Consider the following 17763-nt stretch of genomic DNA (forward strand, 5'->3'; position numbering starts at 1 on the left):
CATCCTCGCCGCCCAACGACGCGAACGCGCCCGCATCCGCAGCGAACGACAACAACGCTGGGGAGACCCACGGCGCCCCAAAGCCGCGTGATCAGACCCGGCCAACGTTCATGGACAGAGCACTAGCCAGGTCCGGGCCGGCCAGCGCCGTGGGAGGAGAGATTCGGATGCCATGGCCGTCCAACCGCCAGGCGTCGGCAGTGAGGTCTGAGGCTGCGGCGGCGATCGCCCGGCCGGCCTGGCTCAGTCCATAGAACAGCAAGAGTGGGCTGGAGGCCGGCCGTACGCTGTCGGCGGCGCGCATCAGCTGTTCGGCCTGCTCCAGTGCCGCCAGGTAAGTTCGACGCCGGTCCCGGCGAGCGGCGGCCGCCGCCGGGGGCGCCGACCGCGTCGCACGGATCTGCCACCAAACCTGATCGGTCTCCTCCGTCACAGATCGACCCTAGTCACGAGGCGAGGTGCTACGCCTGCGAATAATTCATACCCTCACACTTCGGTGCCGGGTTCTGCGGCGTCGTCCAGCAAACCCTCCCCACACCCGCTGGCGTAGCCGGGCTGTGGGAGCGCGGTTCTCCCGCGTCGGTTGACGTTGGTGTTAGTCGTACGCGCCGCAGCTTGTTCGGGTGCAGCACCCTGCTGTTGGAGTCGCTCCGTAGCACCATGATCCAAGTCTTGAGGCGGACCTTGTAATGGCTGAAGGCTGCTGACCGAGATTTCGTTGTGGAGCGGCTGATCGCGCCGAACTCGGCGGACCGTCCGGCAGCATGCGTCGTCTCCCTGCGGGAGGAGCCTGGGGCCAGATCTGCTCTTGCTCCGTGTCTCGCGAGTCCCGCCGCTGGGGTGGGGCTAGAGTCTTGAGGCACTCATAAACCCCCGCCGCGAGAGGTGCTGGAGTGGCTGACTCGTTCGCTCACCTGCACGTTCACACTGAGTATTCGATGCTAGACGGTGCGGCGAAGATCGCTCCGCTGGTGCAGCGCGCTGCCGAGCTGGGGATGCCGGCGGTGGCGATGAGTGATCACGGCAACATGTTCGGGGCTTATGAGTTCTACGGCGCGGCGACGAAGGCCGGGATCACGCCTATCGTCGGGATCGAGGGCTATGTGGCCCCCCTGTCTCGCTTCCACAAAGAGCCCGTCCTGTGGGGAGATCGGTCGCAGCGCAAGTCCAACGAGACGACGGGCGAGGGCGGCGATGTCTCCGCCTCCGGTTCGTATCTGCACAAGACGATGTGGGCGGCGACGGCGCAGGGTTTGAGGAACCTGTTCAAGATCTCTTCGCTGGCTTCGCTGGAGGGCCGCTACCGTAAGTGGCCGCGGATGGATGATGAGCTCTTCGAGCAGTACGGCGAGGGGATCATCGCAACCACAGGCTGTCCCTCGGGGGCCGTCCAGACCCGGTTGCGGCTCGGCCAGTTCGAGGAAGCGCTGAAGGCGGCGGGGAAGTACCAGGAGATCTTCGGCAAGGACAACTATTTCCTTGAGCTGATGGATCACGGCCTGCCGATCGAACGGCGGGTCCGCAAAGACCTGCTGGAGATCGGTAAGCGGCTCGGTATCCCGCCGCTGGTCACCAATGACTCCCACTACGTCACCGAGAACCAGTCCGAAGCACACGACGCACTGCTGTGCGTGGGGACACAGAGTCAGATGGCCGATCCGAACCGCTTCCGGTTCGGCGGGTCGGGCTACTACCTCAAGACCGCGGATGAGATGCGCGCGGTCGACTCCTCAGATGCCTGGCTCGAGGGGTGCCGGAACACGCTGGCGATCGCCGAACGCATCGAGGACTACGGGCCGGTGTTCGCGCACCGAGACCTCGCGGCCAAGTATCCGGTCCCCGAGGGTGAGACCGAGATGAGCTGGCTCCGTAAGGAGGCAGCCCGCGGAGCCCACGACCGGTACGGCGAGAACGTGCCCACCGAGGTGCTGGAGCGGATCGAGTACGAGCTCGGTGTCATCGAGGGTATGGGCTTTCCCGGATACTTTCTCGTGGTCGCCGACATCTGCCGGCACGCACGGGAGTCCGGGATCTGGGTCGGGCCCGGCCGTGGCTCGGCCACCGGCAGCATGGTCTCCTACGTCACCGGGATCACCGAACTCGATCCGATCGAGCATGGGCTGATCTTCGAACGGTTCCTCAACCCTGAGCGTGTCTCGATGCCCGATGTCGACTTGGACTTCGACGAGCGTCGGCGCGGTGACATGATTCGGTATGTCACCGAGAAGTACGGCGAGGACAACGTCTCGCTGATCATCACCTACATGACGATCAAGTCCAAGGCTGCGGTCAAGGACGCTGGCCGGGTCCTGGGCTATCCCTTTGCTCTCGGGGAGAAGATCACCAAGGCGTTCCCGCCGGCGGTGATGGGCAAGGAAATCCCGCTCTCAGGTGTCTTTGACGAAAGCCACCCGCGTTACAACGAGGCCACCGAGCTTCGTCGTCTTTATGACGAAGATCCGGACGTCAAGAAGGTCATTGACACCGGCCGCGGTATCGAAGGGCTGACCCGGGGCACCGGTGTGCATGCCGCCGGCGTCATCTTGTCCAGTGAACCGCTGGTCGAGGTCATGCCCATCCACCAGCGGCCTGACGACGGCGCTCGCATCACCGGCTTCGACGGTCCGAGCTGTGAAACGCTCGGCGCGCTGAAGATGGACTTCCTCGGCCTGCGGAACCTCACGGTCCTGGGCGATGCCGTCGCCAACGTCAAGTCCAACCGCGGCATCGAGTTGGACATGCTGACGGTACCGCTGGATGACGCCAAGACTTATGAGCTGCTGGCGCAAGGCTGGACGCTGGGCGTCTTCCAGCTGGACTCCACCATGATGCGGGACCTGACCAAACTGATGGCCCCGACCCGATTCGAGGACGTCTCCGCCGTTCTGGCGCTGGGCCGACCGGGCCCGATGGGCGCGAACGCCCACGTCAACTACGCCTTGCGTAAAAGCGGTCAGCAGAAGATCGAACCCATCCACCCTGACTTGCAGGATGCGCTGGAGCCGATCCTGGGCACCACCTACCACCTGGTCGTGTACCAGGAGCAGGTCATGGCCATCGCCCAGCAACTCGCCGGTTACACACTCGGCGGCGCGGACATCTTGCGACGAGCGATGGGCAAGAAGAAGAAGGAGGAGATGGACAAACAGTGGTCCATCTTCTCCGAGGGCATGGCCAAGAACGGCTACTCGAAAGACGCGACCAAAGCCGTGTGGGACGTGCTCGTCCCCTTCTCGGCCTACGGGTTCAACAAGTCGCACACTGCCGGGTATGGGCTGGTGTCTTACTGGACCGCCTACCTTAAGGCGAACTATCCGGCCGAGTACATGGCCGCGCTGCTGACTTCGGTGGGCGTCAACAAGGACAAGATGGCGATCTACCTCGCTGAGGCGCGCCGCATGAAGATCAAGGTCTTGCCCCCGGACGTGAACGAGTCTCAGCTCCGGTTCGCCGCGGTCGGCACCGACATCCGCTTCGGGCTCGGCGCGGTCCGTAACATCGGTGAGAACGTCGTCGACGGCATCGTTACCGGCCGGAAGGAAAGCCCGTACACCGACTTCAGCGACTTCCTCCGCAAGGTCCCCATCCCGGTCTGCAACAAACGGGCGATCGAATCGTTGATCAAAGCAGGGGCGTTCGACAGCCTCGGCCATCACCGCAGGTCGCTGTTGCTCGTCCATGAGCAAGCCGTCGAAGCTGTGATCGAAGACAAACGTAACTCCGCCATCGGGCAGGATTCGCTGTTCGGTGAGCTGGATGCTGAGTCTTCCGGTGACGCGATCAGCGTCGCGATCCCCGACGAGGCCGAGTGGGACAAGGCGACCCTGCTGACGTTCGAACGGGAGATGCTTGGCCTGTACGTCTCAAGTCACCCTCTCGACGGCGCTGAGCGCATCCTGGAACGCAACCGCGACCACTCGGTGGCCGAGCTACTGGGCGGCTCCCGCACCGAGGGCAACGTGAAGATCTCGGGGATCATCGGCAAGGTCGACCGGAAGGTGACCAAGAACGGCGACACCTGGGCGATCATCACGCTTGAAGATCTCGATGCCGGCATTGAGTGCCTGTTCTTCCCCAAGGCGTACATGCTCTACGCGATGGAACTCGTCGCCGACCGAGTCGTGTCGGTATCAGGCCGGATCAACGAACGGGATGGCGCCGTCACCATCTACGGCGAAACCTTGCAAGTCCTCGACATCTCGACCGTGGGAAGCGATCTAGAGGCCCCGGTCGTGATCTCACTACCTGAAGTCCGAGTGAACCCGGTCCTGGTCCAGGATCTCAAACAGATCTTGGTGACCCATCCCGGCAAGGCCCCAGTTCACCTGCGGCTGCAGCCACAGCGCCCAGGAGCTAAAGGCATCCTCATCAACCTGGAGAAATTCCAGGTGAGCGCAGACACCGCGTTCTTCGGCGATGTGAAACATCTGCTTGGGCCTAGCGCGATCGGGACCTGATGGCAGGTTCGAACGGTGTAGCCCTGGTGACCGAACCGGGTCGAGCGTGTCCGGTTTGCGGTGGTGAGATCCTCGCCGCGCTGCAGGTCCCGCACGGTTGGACGACCGGGCAAGGCAAGCAGATCAAGGGAACATCAGAGGTTCTGCTGTGCGAGCGATGCGATCGCGAGGATCCGATAACCGGCCCGATCGTGGTGTTCTTCACCGTCCATGAGCAGGCGACGGCCGAACACGTCGACGAGCTCGCGCTTCTCCTCAAGCGCTGGGCGGACAACGCCGTTGCACGGCGGCCCGACCTTAAGGCGCTGGACGCCGAAGCCGACGCTTGGCGCCGCGGCGACCTTTAACGACGGTGGCCTGCCAGGCGAACATCTCCTGGCAGGCCACTTCGGCTAGACCGACGGCGAACGCCGGCGAGAGTTGCGGGTCAGCTCAGCGCGACGGTCGTCTCCGGCCGGAGCGCGAAGTTGTCCTGCATCCCCTTGTCGCACGGGGTCTCCGGCACGATGAGCCCGGCGTCGGCCATGCGCATGTAGCCGTCGACCTCCTGCGGGTCGAGGCCGAGGCCCAGCCCCGGTCCGGCGAGCCGCAGGCTCGACGCTGCCTTCTCGTTCGGTTGTGGTGCCATTGTGGTTACCTCCTGATGTGTCGTTGACCCGGTTCTGTCACCGGGCCGACTTCGCGATCGCGACGACCGCGTACTGGTCGTGCTCCACGGGCACGACCGAGCAGGTGAGCCAGCCTGGGACCGCCGCGTGGGCGCCCGGTCGCGGCCGGATCATCACCTGCCGTCCCCAGGGCAGACCCGGCATCGCCGTCATCGCGGCGCCGGCCCGCGGGTCCGCGAATGAGAGCGAGCCGGATTCGGAGTGTTGCGGTGCCGGGCTGGTGGCGAGGTAGCACCAGCCGACGAAGTCTTCCTGGTAGGCCATGGCGGGTAGGTCGTAGCCCTGCCGCCACACGTGGACGGTGACATCGACGTTGGCGACGGGTTCCGCGTCCTGCGCCTGGGCCAGGGCGTTCATGGAGGTGAGGAACTGCTCCCGCAGTGCCTGCTCATCCGCAACGACGACACTGATCGGGACATCCTCATAGCTCGTTCCGCTCGGGCCGAAGGAGTCGCCAAGGCCCGGCCGGATGATGCCGCTGATGTCGAGGTTGGCGATCGCCACGGCGGTTCCCCAGTAGCGAGTGACGGTGCCGGGCATGGTGGAAGACGTAGTGGTCATGACATCCCCTGCCAGGTCTTGTCGTAGGCGACGTTCCACGCGATGCAGATCCGCAGGCCCGACCCCGTCAGCGTCGACTGGACGGAGTGTGGAAGCCAGCCCGGAAAGGCGACCATCCGGCCCGGCACCGGCTGGATACGCTCCGGCCCCTTGGACGCCTGGCGAGCGATCGCTGCAGGACGTGGGTCGAGGAGCTGGAGATAGCCGGCGTCGACCGGCCCGGCCGCAGCGCCGTTTCCCTCCTCGGCGCCGGAGGAGACGTAGTAGACCCCGGACCAGGCGGAGTCATGATGGGTATGGGGTCGCAAGCTGCCGCCGCCGCGATACACCACGGCCCACCCCTCCGCCTCGATGCCCTGGGTGACCTCGTTCGCAGCGTCTCCGAGGGTGTCTTGCGTCATCGCGGTGACCGCGTTCACGATCTGTGCTTTGAACCAGTCGATCTCCGGGTCCTCCCAGCGCAGGATCGTCTGGGAGGACTTGATGGCATCGATGCCCCCGAAGTTCGCGGCCTGAGCATCGGTCTTCTCGGCCTCAAGGATCATCGTCCGAAGTCGGCGATTGTACTGATCGGCGTCAGGGACATCGGCGACGTAGATCGGCGTCCGCCACGCCTGCATCAGAGTCCGCGAGCCGCCTGCAGGGGTCGCGCTGGCGGTATCTGCCATGCTCAAAGAGCCTCCTTCAGCCGCCGGGCGATCTGCCGCCCGGCATCGGACATTTCCTCGTCCCGGCCGGCGAGCAGCTCCAAGCAGCCGGTTCCGTACATGCCGAGCTGCCGAAGCCGTCCGGCGGGCTGCCGGTCAGAATTCGTCCGGTACCAGCGCAGAAGCGTTGCCGCGACGAGCGCGGCGCCGAGGACCTCGGCGGCCTCACGGCCGGTCGTTCCGGAAGGCAGCGTGAAGGTGCCGGCTGTCGGCGCCTGTAGCGCCCAGATCTCCTGGATCAGATACAGCCACTGGTGAGTCAGCTCGTGCAGGACCTGCTCGCACAGCTCACCTCGGCTTGAAAACGCCTCCTCGGCCAGGAGAACGTGCTGAGGCCAGGCCCGGGAGGACGCCGATACGGCTCCATTGGTGGTGACGAGGCGCGCATACCGTACGGGCAATCGCACGAGCCGGCCCCAAGCGGGGACATCGGCGGCCAGCTCGGTCAAGGCCTCCTGGACCATGTGCTGGCGTTCAGGGGTCAGGGGCTGGGCGGGAATCGGCTGGGTCGCGCGAAGCATGTACGCGCGTGATGGCGCGAGCCACGCTTCAGCGTCGGCCGCAGTGATCCCAGCCGCCAGGCCGGCACGTCCCCCATCGACGTGACGGACCGCCGCAGCGGCCGCAAGAAGTCGCCGATCAGCGAAGCCATCATCAAGGAACGGCATGCCGCCGAGCTCCACAAGCGGTCCCGTCGGCGTCACGCCCGTCACGACGCACCTTTCCGAACCGTTTGAAGGGAGTGACTGGTCAGATGCGGGTTCTCGTACATCGGACTTGGGTCCACGCCGATCGGCACGACGCCGACACCTGCCCGGCGGCCGACCTGCAGGCACGGCAACGGATACGAAATTTCCGGGTCAGGGGTGAAAAACAGATCCGCCAGGTGCGGCACCTGCGCGAGAAGTTCCGGGCCACAGCGAACACCGCCGTACTCATCGAAGGAGAACCGAGGGTGGCCGATATCGAAATCGTGAACGACCGCGATCCCGCTGGTGATCGACTCCAGCTCTTGTCTGAGAGGCCAATGCTCGCCCCAGTGCGCGTCCAGGAAATACAGACCCGGCGAGTGACGTGCGTCCACCTCAGCGACGAGATCCGGTGAATTGCAACACGCTACCGTGACATGCCGCTCATTGCGAAGCCGGTGCGCAGTGAACCGGGTGGCGTCAGGGTCGATGTCGCAGGTGAACACGGGCAGATCGGGATAGGCCATGGCCAAATACTTGGTGGTGTCTCCCAGGTGACAGCCGGTCTCGACGACCGCAGCCGGGTGATATGAGCTGATGAGATCCTCAACCAGCAGCGCCGTATGGATGTCGAAACCGAACGGGCCGCCGCCGTCCGAAAGGCGTGCCGCCCCGGCACGCTCTACTCGGTAGAAGCAGGCCAGTACTTCTGACGTCCGCTCATGCGTTATCGTCATCGCGTAATCTAATCTTCCGAATCGCCTCAGGTTGATGTCGGTCCCATCGGTGTCGCCAAGCCAAAAATGGCGTCCGTAGATATAACTCGCCGCTGCGATACTGCATCCTTTCTTCCAGCTACCATGTGGTGGCTCGCGCGGACCGGAGGGCCCAGAGTGCGGATTCGCCCGCGCTGTCCGCGTGACATGGCAGGGCTATGCCGGGCGGTGTAGAAGCGATCGTCCCCGCACCGCCAGCGCAGATCTAGGGGCAGAACGGCCGCAGATTCACGCAAAACTCTGCTGCTGTCCAGCAAATCTCCGCAGAGTGCCCGGACTTCTTGCCGCTCCGTTCAAAAACAGGCTTGGACGTCGTACGGTTCATCGTGACGCACTTGTACACACCACTAGGTGGACGCGATGACGACGCTCCTGCGTGTCTTGATCGACCGGCGGGGCCTGCGAGAGTTCGGGGCCTTTCAGGCCTTCTATCTGACCTCCGCGAAACACCTCGCGAAAGACGCTGGCGAGCCACGTCTAGCGTCAACCACGATCTCCCAGGACACGTTCAGGCGCTGGTACGCCGGCGAGACCACGCCTCAGACGAGCGCGCGACGAATCCTCAGCCACATGTTCGACCGGCCTATCGAGGAACTAATCCAAGAAGTAGACCTCGAGCAGATGGAGTCAAGAATCGGTGCGCTACACATCAACGCACCCGATAATCCCACCCGGCATAATGTCGATATTCCGACCATGGAAGGGCGCGTGCAGATGGCCGCACGACGCGCGATTGAATTCGCGATACGAAGCGAGTCGAAAGACCTAGGTCCGGAGACGATGAGCTACCTTCAGGAGGAGGTTCGCCGCATCGCGAAACTCTATACGCGTGTCCCAATTGGCCAAATCATCGACGACTTGACCGAACTCCAGGACATGACATTCCGCTTGCTGGACAGCGGTCGAGGACGGCTGTCGCAGGTTCGCGACCTATTCGAACTCGCCGCGATCGAAGCCGGCATGCTCGCCAAAGCCAGCCACGACCTGGGTGATCCACACTCCGCTATGACGCAGGCACGAAGCGCAGTGGTTTCTGCCGAACGGGCCGAGCACCAAGCGATGGTCGCGTGGGTGCGCGGCCTCCAGTCCCTCATCTCTTACTGGGCGGACCGGCATCAGGACGCACTCGATTACGCCCGACTTGGCGCAGCCCTGAGCAAGGACCTCCGCGGCACCGTCAGCGTCTGGCTGGCGAGCCTGGAAGGACGCGCCGCAGCCTTGCTCGGCGACCACGAGACCGCCCAGGCCTCAGTTCACCGCGCGGTCGAACTCCGCGAGCGCACTGAGGCAGACGAGGTAGACAAGCTGGGCGGCAACTTCGAGTTCCCCCCTGCCCGCCAGCTCTACTACGCGGCCGAGACCAGCGTTCTGCTCGGAAGGGCTGAAACACGCCTCGCGGAGGAGGCCGTACGGGAATTCGACGACCATGACGCGCCGCACTGGGCTTTCGGCGATGAGGCCGGCGCACGAGCCGACCTTGCGCTCGCTCGACTCAACGCCAACGAGGTAGAGGGAGTCCCTGACGCGGTCGCTCCGATACTCGCCCTGCCACCAGCCCAGCGCAACGCAGGCATCGTCGAATCCGTCCAGCGAGTGCGACGTGAACTCCTGCGTGAGCCGGTCCGAAGCGCGACGTCGGCCGGGCGGCTCCGCGACGAGATCACAGCGTTCAGCCGACACCGCCCCCTCGCGTTGCCTCGATAGACGACGACACCACCGATAAGGTGCGCTGGCATGTACCCGGCCACGTATAGCACTGAGCGGTTGGTCCTCCGGGAGCTCGCTGAAGACGACGTCGACGCACTCCATGCCATTTATGGCGACCCTGAAGTGACTACCCATCTCTCATTCGGCGAGCCGCGTGACCGAGACCAGGTCGCTGAAATTTTGAGGCGTTCAATTGCCTCAGCGACCACAGACCCGCGCTCGGAGTACGCCCTAGGCATAGCACTCTCAGAGACTGGTCAACTGATCGGCTTTGCTCGGCTCGCCACTGACCCCCATCAGCATCTAGGTGCAACGATCGGATTTGCGCTACGCCAAGACCAATGGGGCCAAGGCCTCGGCACCGAGTCCGTACAGGCTCTGATGGGACTGGCGTTCGACAAACTCGGCCTTCATCGGCTCTGGGCGGCTCGCGCCCCACTCAACACTGCTTCCCACCGGACCCTCATTGCTGCTGGTATGCAAGAAGAAGGTCGTATCAGGGAGCACGTACGCGTCCGTGGTGTATGGCGCGACTCGATCGTCTACGGCGTCCTTGAGAGGGAATGGAACGCCGAGTGACCTACGCGATCGACTCGCTGCGATCGCGCGGATCAGGTGCATCGGCAATGGCGTCGGACGTCGTCGGTCCCCTCGGGTGGCGAGAACCGCAAATGTAAGGAGCGGCCACATAGCCGAGGTCCGGCCGCCTCGGCTCCAACACTGGCGCTTCGGGGTCGGCCGTTCGTCGGCCGCAGACCGGCCTCAGGGAGCCATCCCCGCCTGCGCAGGGAACACAGAGGGTCACGGGGTACCGCCCGCGGGTACGGGAGACCATCCCCGCGTGCGGGGAGCACGACAGGCCAGGCGGGCGCGTCGGGGGGCCGACGGGACCATCCCCGCGTGCGCGGGGAGCGCCCCCGAGTTCCAGGTGGGTGACCGGCCACGCCGGGGGGCCATCCCGCATGCGCGGGGAGCACATCGTCCGCCAGGACACGATCGCGATCAGCCAGGGGCCATCCCCGCGTGCGCGGGGAGCAATTCTTTCAAAAGGGGAACCGGGCGGCTTTCTGGGGACCATCCCCGCGTGCGGGGGGAGCACACCGTCCAGCCCCGTACGGCCCTGGCCGCCCTGGGACCATCCCTGCGTGCGCGGGGAGCACTGCGTATGGCTCCACATTTCGCGGTTGCGATCGGGACCATCCCCGCGGGCGCGGGGAGCACCGCGTTCGCTCAGATGGCGCCAGCGATGACGCGTGGACCATCCCTGCGTGCGCGGGGAGCACACCTGCCGGATCACCTGGTCACACTGCCGCAGGGGACCATCCCCGCGTGCGCGGGGAGCACCTGATCGTCACCCGGCACGTCGGCTTCGAAGCGGGACCATCCCCGCGTGCGCGGGGAGCACCCGAAGGCTGGGTCACCGACCTGAACCTTCCTCACACCGCGCAACTTTGCGTCCTGGGCAACGGCGTCATCCCCGCCCAAGCCACGCACGCCCTCCACCTCATCACCGCTCTCCAACACACAGCGAGCCCTGCTCCTGACGCCCGCGAATACGAGCCACGATGACATCACCGTCGGCAGCGCCACCGGCCCGGTGCTCTTGGGGTCGGGCACCCCGAACACGTGGTGATCAGACCCACCACCTCCCAGACACCGACCGAACGCGTACATCAGGACCGGGCCTGGACGCGACATGCCGTTGTGAGCCGCGGTCTGCGAAGGGGAGAGGCATGCGGGCTCCGCTGGCCCGACCTGGACCTGACCGGTCGGCTCATGACCATCAGATGGCAGATCATTCAAATCGGCGGAATCCTCGCCGAAGGCGAACCCAAATCCGACGCCGGCCAGCGCCAGGTCGCGTTCGACAAGCAGACTGCCCAGGAGTTCCTCGCCCATAATGCACGCCAGAACACCGAACGCCTGCAGGCCGTTGGTCACTGGCACGATAGCGGGTTCGTGTTCACGACCGAGACCGGTCAACGGCTGAATCCCGCCGATGTCACCGAGCAGTTCCACTGGCTGTGAATGGAAGCCGACGTGCCCCCCATCCGGCTGCACGACCTCCGCCACGGCGCCGCGACGTTGCTGCTGGCCGCCGGATACGACATCAAGGTGGTCCAGGAAACCCTCGGCCTGTCCTCCATCACCATCGCCGCCGACACCTACACCTCTGTCTTGCCCGACCTCGCCCGCCGCGCAGCCGAAGACGTCGCCAAACTCATCCACCCCCCACGCCGCCGAACCACTAGCCAGACAACCCGCCTCAAACTCGTTGCCAGCGAGGACTGACTACGTCCGGCATTCCCGCCTTCCGCGGGCAGCAAGAAATCGCCCCGCGCGCGGGGAGCAGGCTCGATCAGCGTGGTTCATTCGGGCGGCATCAGGACCATCTCCCCGTTCGCGGGGATCGCTCGTGGTGGACGATCAGCCGGTCGACGCTGGCGGGACCATCCCCGCGTGCGCGGGGAGCACGGCGGCCTCACCAGCACCGCGGCGTCGGACGTGGGACCATCCCCACGCGCGCGCGGGGAGCACGCCATCCAACCGATTCCACCCATCGTGGAACGGGGACCATCCCCGCGTGCGCGGGGAGCACGCGAACCCGGCCCGGCCGGCCCGCGGCCCGCGATGGAGGGACCATCCCCGCGTGCGCGGGGAGCACAGACGTAGCGGTCCGGCTCGGGCAGGTGCCCGGGGACCATCCCCGCGTGCGCGGGGGAGCACTCCATGCGGAGGCCGCCCTCGGTGCTCGATCCGGGACCATCCCCGCGTGCGTGGGGAGCACAAGCGCGCCACCGCGCCGAGCCGGTTCAACCCGGGACCATCCCCGCGTGTGCGGGGAGCACATCAACGCGGCGCTCAAGGCCGAGGGCATCACGGGACCATCCCCGCGTGCGCGGGGAGCACTTCACCCGGTCCATGCTGCTGTCTTCTGCGATGGGACCATCCCCGCGTGCGCGGGGAGCACGGGCACTCCTACTTCCAGTACCTGTTCGGGACGGGACCATCCCCGCGTGCGCGGGGAGCACAAGAGATGCGCCCCGTCCGGAGTCTTCTCCAGGGGACCATCCCCGCGTGCGCGGGGAGCACGAGCGGAACAGGGTGGCCCCGGACGTGTCCGTGGGACCATCCCCGCGTGCGCGGGGAGCACGAGATCCCCTTCCGTCCCCGTGCTGATGTGACGGGACCATCCCCGCGTGCGCGGGGAGCACTGCCAGCACGGCGACGATGCCGGGGCTGACCCGGGACCATCCCCGCGTGCGCGGGGAGCACCTCTGGCTCGACGGCCAGCGCGGAGACGCCCGGGGACCATCCCCGCGTGCGCGGGGAGCACGAGCTGCTCGCGCGGGGGGAAGCATGAGGGCGGGGACCATCCCCGCGTGCGCGGGGAGCACTCAGCGGGTCACGGTGGCTATGAGTCCGCGTGGGGACCATCCCCGCGTGCGCGGGGAGCACTTCATCAACCGCGCCCCCGTCGCCATGGCCACGGGACCATCCCCGCGTGCGCGGGGAGCACGCATGTGCAACGTCTGTGCCGACGCAATGGGAGGGACCATCCCCGCGTGCGCGGGGAGCACCCCGCAGCCGCGGCAGGTGTCGGCCTCGACCTGGGACCATCCCCGCGTGCGCGGGGAGCACACCTTCAGGCCGCCGATCATCTCGATCTCCCCGGGACCATCCCCGCGTGCGCGGGGAGCACATTTACGTTCAAGTTTCGTGTTGATCTATAACGGGACCATCCCCGCGTGCGCGGGGAGCACACTCGCTGACCTGGAGGGTTACGCGGCGAGAGGGCGGGTTTTTATTAGTTTCATGGAATCCGACATATTGCCTAGCTTCGTGCAGATCGCTCAGTGGGGTGCGGTGCGGTGTCGTTCGGTGCCTCTTGGAGTCTATCGGTGGGGGCCTGTCGCCCTTCGTTGTCGATGACTGATGTGGTGGTTGGAGTGAGTGGAGGTGAGTTTTCGGTTGCCTCTGCAGGAGTGGCTCGGTGAGTCTCGTGGTCGCGACGTCGGACGGTGCAGCTGCCCGTGTGCTGATCGGCACGCATTACGGGTGTACCGGCATCCCGCTGTTGGCTCTCCGCCGAAAGGCTTGAGCAAGGCTTCTAAACAGTGTGGCTTTCGGCAAAGGTTAAGCTGGCACACCACTGGTGCCCTAAATGACCGAATCGATGAAGTAATGATTTCCGTCCACTTCACGCTGGAAAGCCCCAGGTCATCGAGAGTGCTCCCCGCGCACGCGGGGATGGTCCCCGACCGCCCGCGGCCTACGTTTCCGCAGGTCAGTGCTCCCCGCGCACGCGGGGATGGTCCCGGCAAGGCGCACGGCTTCAACAGCCAGAAGGGGTGCTCCCCGCGCACGCGGGGATGGTCCCCCGGCGGTGGAGCGGTGCGGGATGCGCGCCTCGTGCTCCCCGCGCACGCGGGGATGGTCCCAGGTACGTGCGGGCCGCCATGCAGGTCGCGTTGTGCTCCCCGCGCACGCGGGGATGGTCCCAGGGTCCGTCTTGCCGTACGCCCTGACACCAAGTGCTCCCCGCGCACGCGGGGATGGTCCCCGGTCGAACAGTGCGGTCAGTCTGCTCGCCGGATGGATCGCCCCGGGTCCGATTTGCGCTCAATCCCGGGGTGACGCACGTACCGCGCCTGGATCCGTCGGCCATCTTTGGTTAAGCGGCGGTCACTTGACGGCGCCGCTGGTGAGTCCGCCGATGAAGTAGCGGCCCAGGCCGATGTAGACCAGGACGGTCGGTGCGGCGACGATCAGGGCTCCGGCCATGAGGGTGCCGTAGTCGACGCTGGTGTCGCCGAGGAGGTTGTTCAGTCGGACGGTGATCGGCCAGGTCTGCTGGGAGGTGACGATGAGGCCGAACAGGAAGTCGTTCCAGATGTTGGTGAACTGGAAGATGCCGGCGACGACGAACCCGGGGATCGATAGTGGCAGCATGACGCGGAAGAAGGTGCGTACCAGGCCGCATCCGTCGATCGTGGCGGCTTCTACGATGGCGTCGGGAACGGTGACGTAGTAGTTCCTCATGATCAGGGTCACGAACGGCAGTCCGTAGATCACATGTACCGCGGTGATGCCGACGAGGGTGCCTTGCAGCCCGAGGGCCTTGAGGACGATGAACAGCGGGATGATGACCGCCTGGAATGGGACGAACATTCCGACCATCATGAGGACGAACAGCAGCTTCGCGCCGCGGAAGGGGCTTTTGGCCAGCACGAACCCGTTGAGCGCGCCGAGCATGCAGGAGATCACGGTTCCGGGTACGGCGATCTGGAGGGAGTTCCAGAAGTTGCCTTTCAGCTGCTCCCAGGCCAGCCGGAATCCTGACATGTCGATCGAGCGGGGAAGGCCGAGTGAGCCGCCGGTCGCGCCGGGTCCCTTGAGGGCGGTGCTGACGATCACGTAGACGGGGAAGGCGAAGTAGACCAGCAGGAGGACGCAGGCGGTCAGGACCAGCCATTGGCTCACGGAGCGGGGCCGCCAGTGTCCCGCGCGCTTGCGGCGGGGGCGTGCTCCTTTGGGTGCGGTGGGAGCTGGAGCGTCGATGACGGCGTGGGTCACGCGCCCTTTCCTTCCTTGCGGTAAACGCGGATGAGGTAGGGCACGACGAACACGCATGCGGTGAGCAGCAGGACGATGGCCGCGGCGGAGCCTTTGTCGTAGCGGTCGGCGCGGCCCATCATGTCGTACACGTAGATGCCGGGAACGTCGGTGACGAAGCCGGGGCCCGAGCCGGACATCGCCACGACCAGGTCGAAGATCTTCAGAGACGTGTGCAGCAGGAGGATCAGGCAGGTCACGGTGATGGGCCGTAGTTGCGGCAGGATGATGTGGCGCAACTGCTGCCACCATCCGGCGCCGTCGATGCTGGAGGCCTCGAGTTCCTCGCGTGGGATGCCGGCGAGTCCGGCCAGGTACATCGCCATGGCGAATCCGCTGAGTTGCCAGGCGGCGGCGATCACGATGGGGATGATTGCCACGGGGATGCCGAGGTCGATCTGCCAGAAGCCGCTGCCGGCGTGGTGGAGGGTGAGGGCGACGCCGGTGTCGGTCGACCATTTGGGCGGGTGGGTGATCCCCAGGTCACCGAGCCATACGTTGACGCCGCTGCTGGGGTTGAAGATCCAGCGGAACGCCACCCCGGTCACGATGAAGCTCAGGGCGTACGGCAGCAGCAGGACCGTACGGAACAATCCCTTGCCCACGACGACGTGGTGGACCAGCAGCGCCATGACCAGCCCGCCGGCGACGGTGATGAGCAGGAACAACACCGTGAAGACGATGACGTTGCGCATGTCGGCCTGGAAGCGCTGCTCTTTGAGCATCTCGACGTAGGTGCCGCCGAACGGGGAGCGCAGGGCCAGGTCGCTGCGTGTGGGGCGCTTCCACTTCGACAGTGAGATCAGGCCGGAGAAGCCGATGAAGCCGTACACGAACACGAAGGCCAGCAGGAGGCTCGGGGCCATGAACCAAGGCGCCGTGCGGAAGCGGGCCCGCGGGCGGCGTGCGCGCTTGGCGCTCGGGGGGGCAGGGGGTGCGGCGGTCGTGGTCATCGGTCGCTCCGGCGGTGGTCGGGTACCAGGGGCGGGCGTCGCCCGCCCCTGGCCGCGGCATCGAATGTCACCGCAGGGTCAGTCGCCGAGCTGGGTCTTCTGGGCGCTGGTCATGGTCTTCAGGAACGCGTCGACGTTCTTGGATCCCAGGAATGAGGTGACGGCGTCGAGATAGGTGTTGGCGAATTCCGCGGGTGCTCCCTGGGCGTGGGCGAGGGAGCTGACGATCGGCAGCGTCTGGAAGTCCTTGGCGGCCTTCTTCTGGTAGTCGGGGTAGCCCTGCAGCGACGCCTGCGAGCTGACCGGTGCCGAGCCTTTTTTGAGGTTGAACTGCGTCTGCACCTCGGGCTTGAGCAATTGCTCCAGCCAGGCCTTCTCGGCCTTGGGGTCGGGCGCGTTGTGTGCGGGGATGACGAAGGCGTCTCCGACGAAGTCGAACACCCCGCTGGTGCCGGGGAAGGTCACGTGTCCGAAGTCGGTGCCGTCCTTCTTGCCCTTGCCGGTGAGCTCGCCGAAGGCCCAGTCACCCATCAGGTTGGTGGCGCACTTGCCTTCGGCGGTCTGCAGCGCCGCCTGGTCCCAGGTCAGTACGGCGCTGTCGGAGTTGGTGTTGGAAAGCGTGGTGGCGAACTGCGTCACGGCCGTACGCACCTTGGCGTCGTTGAAGGAAAGGGCGCCGGTCAGCAGCTGCTTCCAGCCGTCGGGCCCGAGGTTGGCGAGGATGAATACCTCCAGCAGCTGGGCGGGGGCGAAGGTGTCCTTGGCGCCCAGGCACACCGGTGCCACGCCGGCGGCCTTCAGCTTCGGCAGGTCGGCGACGAACTCCGCCGGCGTGGTGCTGTCGGTGATCTGGACGCCGGCCTTCTTCAGGACGCCGGGGTTGGTCCAGAGCACGTTGGCGCGGTGGGCGTTGACCGGGACCGCGTAGTACTTGCCGTCCTTTTGGAGCATCGCCTTGACCGATGCCGGCAGCTGTTTCTCCCAGCCCTGGGATTTGTAGAGGTCGGTGATATCGGCGGCGTTCCCGTCCTGGACGACCGACATCAGGTCCTGGTCAGGGTGCAGTTGCCAGGAGTCGGGAGGGTTGCCGCCCTGCAGCCGGGTCGCCAGTACGGTACGGGCGTTGGATCCGCCGCCGCCCGCCACGGCGGCGTTCTTGAACGTCACGCCCGGGTCCGCCGTGGTGAAGGCCTTCTGGAGGACCTGGAGCGCTTCAGACTCCGATCCGGAGGTCCACCAGGAGAAGACCTCCAGGCTCTTGCCCCCGCCGGTCCTGCCCGACCCGGACCCGCCGGCTCCACCGCATCCGGCGACCAGCAGCGCTATCGAGGTCGCCAGTGCGACCCGGACACGCGAGCGCGTCATTGACATGGTTCTCCTTCAGGGCGAGGCGTCGGCTGAGGGGTGGAGGTGCAGCGCCGGGGGTCACAGCGCATCGAGCCGAGGCCGGTACGCCGGCCTAGGGAGGTGAATGTTCTAGACGGCCCCATTATCAAGTAAACAGCCATTACTTGGCGGTGAGTGTAGAACCGGCTCCGTTCTCTGGGCAAGCCTCCTCACTTGAAAAAGTGCGTGCGAGTGCTTGACTCTGGCCAGGGTTGGTCCACGCCGGCGTACGGCTCGGTGGTC

Annotated in this window: 15 protein-coding genes and 2 CRISPR repeat arrays; of the genes, 6 read left to right on the top strand and 9 right to left on the bottom strand. The window is 65.8% G+C overall.

The window, feature by feature from the left end; translation table 11 throughout:
- Positions 1 to 91 precede the first annotated feature (91 nt).
- Positions 92 to 433: a hypothetical protein gene (locus tag QWU11_RS46680; protein WP_290121062.1), complete on the bottom strand. Its 342-nt coding sequence runs from the start codon at positions 431 to 433 to the stop codon at positions 92 to 94.
- A 460-nt stretch (positions 434 to 893) separates the two neighbouring features.
- Between QWU11_RS46680 and dnaE the strand changes: the two genes are divergently transcribed.
- Together dnaE and QWU11_RS46690 are read left to right on the top strand one after the other, a co-directional pair.
- Positions 894 to 4457 carry a DNA polymerase III subunit alpha gene (gene dnaE, locus QWU11_RS46685; RefSeq protein ID WP_290121063.1) on the top strand — a complete coding sequence of 1188 codons (3564 nt, stop codon included), beginning with the start codon at positions 894 to 896 and terminating at the stop codon, positions 4455 to 4457.
- Between the two features lie 26 nt (positions 4458 to 4483).
- Complete coding sequence (locus QWU11_RS46690; protein WP_290121064.1) at positions 4484 to 4804, top strand: DUF6300 family protein; 321 nt, start codon at positions 4484 to 4486, stop codon at positions 4802 to 4804.
- Between the two features lie 80 nt (positions 4805 to 4884).
- Here the strand turns inward: QWU11_RS46690 and QWU11_RS46695 are convergent, their stop codons facing one another.
- From QWU11_RS46695 to QWU11_RS46715, 5 genes are read right to left on the bottom strand one after another with little or no spacing between them, the layout of a single operon-like run.
- Positions 4885 to 5085 carry a hypothetical protein gene (locus QWU11_RS46695; protein WP_290121065.1) on the bottom strand — a complete coding sequence of 67 codons (201 nt, stop codon included), beginning with the start codon at positions 5083 to 5085 and terminating at the stop codon, positions 4885 to 4887.
- Positions 5086 to 5122: 37 nt separating this feature from the next.
- The gene (locus tag QWU11_RS46700) at positions 5123 to 5686 is read right to left on the bottom strand and encodes a hypothetical protein (protein ID WP_290121066.1); all 564 of its coding nucleotides are present in this window, start codon (positions 5684 to 5686) and stop codon (positions 5123 to 5125) included.
- Positions 5683 to 6354, bottom strand: a complete 672-nt coding sequence (locus QWU11_RS46705) for a TIGR02466 family protein (RefSeq protein WP_290121067.1) — start codon at positions 6352 to 6354, stop codon at positions 5683 to 5685. Before QWU11_RS46705 ends, QWU11_RS46700 begins: the two co-directional genes overlap by 4 nt.
- Positions 6355 to 6356: 2 nt before the next feature.
- The gene (locus QWU11_RS46710) at positions 6357 to 7106 is read right to left on the bottom strand and encodes an HEXXH motif-containing putative peptide modification protein (RefSeq protein ID WP_290121068.1); all 750 of its coding nucleotides are present in this window, start codon (positions 7104 to 7106) and stop codon (positions 6357 to 6359) included.
- Positions 7103 to 7819 carry a hypothetical protein gene (locus QWU11_RS46715; RefSeq protein ID WP_290121069.1) on the bottom strand — a complete coding sequence of 239 codons (717 nt, stop codon included), beginning with the start codon at positions 7817 to 7819 and terminating at the stop codon, positions 7103 to 7105. The genes QWU11_RS46710 and QWU11_RS46715 overlap by 4 nt, the downstream gene beginning before the upstream one ends.
- Positions 7820 to 8218: 399 nt before the next feature.
- Between QWU11_RS46715 and QWU11_RS46720 the strand changes: the two genes are divergently transcribed.
- The 4 genes from QWU11_RS46720 (at position 8219) to QWU11_RS46735 (ending at position 11857) form a co-directional block, all read left to right on the top strand.
- Complete coding sequence (locus tag QWU11_RS46720) at positions 8219 to 9562, top strand: hypothetical protein (protein WP_290121070.1); 1344 nt, start codon at positions 8219 to 8221, stop codon at positions 9560 to 9562.
- Between the two features lie 30 nt (positions 9563 to 9592).
- Positions 9593 to 10144, top strand: coding sequence for a GNAT family protein (locus QWU11_RS46725; protein WP_290121071.1), 552 nt, complete (start codon positions 9593 to 9595; stop codon positions 10142 to 10144).
- Between the two features lie 1197 nt (positions 10145 to 11341).
- Positions 11342 to 11593 (top strand): hypothetical protein, encoded by a 252-nt coding sequence (locus QWU11_RS46730; protein ID WP_290121072.1) that lies wholly within the window; start codon positions 11342 to 11344, stop codon positions 11591 to 11593.
- On the top strand, positions 11594 to 11857 hold the full coding sequence (locus tag QWU11_RS46735) for a tyrosine-type recombinase/integrase (RefSeq protein WP_290121073.1): 264 nt from the start codon (positions 11594 to 11596) through the stop codon (positions 11855 to 11857).
- A 93-nt stretch (positions 11858 to 11950) separates the two neighbouring features.
- Positions 11951 to 13329: direct repeats of the CRISPR family, unit length 29 nt; unit sequence GGGACCATCCCCGCGTGCGCGGGGAGCAC.
- 466 nt (positions 13330 to 13795) lie between these two features.
- Positions 13796 to 14129: a CRISPR direct-repeat array (repeat unit 29 nt; unit sequence GTGCTCCCCGCGCACGCGGGGATGGTCCC).
- 122 nt (positions 14130 to 14251) lie between these two features.
- On the opposite strand, the gene QWU11_RS46740 is transcribed toward QWU11_RS46735, so the two are convergent.
- The 3 genes from QWU11_RS46740 to QWU11_RS46750 all read right to left on the bottom strand — a co-directional run bounded on the left by QWU11_RS46740 (position 14252) and on the right by QWU11_RS46750 (position 17499).
- Complete coding sequence (locus QWU11_RS46740; protein WP_290121074.1) at positions 14252 to 15049, bottom strand: carbohydrate ABC transporter permease; 798 nt, start codon at positions 15047 to 15049, stop codon at positions 14252 to 14254.
- A gap of 89 nt (positions 15050 to 15138) precedes the next feature.
- Positions 15139 to 16047 carry a sugar ABC transporter permease gene (locus QWU11_RS46745; RefSeq protein WP_290121075.1) on the bottom strand — a complete coding sequence of 303 codons (909 nt, stop codon included), beginning with the start codon at positions 16045 to 16047 and terminating at the stop codon, positions 15139 to 15141.
- Positions 16048 to 16212: 165 nt separating this feature from the next.
- Positions 16213 to 17499 (bottom strand): ABC transporter substrate-binding protein, encoded by a 1287-nt coding sequence (locus QWU11_RS46750; protein ID WP_290121076.1) that lies wholly within the window; start codon positions 17497 to 17499, stop codon positions 16213 to 16215.
- Positions 17500 to 17763 lie beyond the last annotated feature (264 nt).

This window comes from Actinomadura sp. DC4 (genome assembly GCF_030406325.1).
GTDB lineage: Bacteria > Actinomycetota > Actinomycetes > Streptosporangiales > Streptosporangiaceae > Actinoallomurus.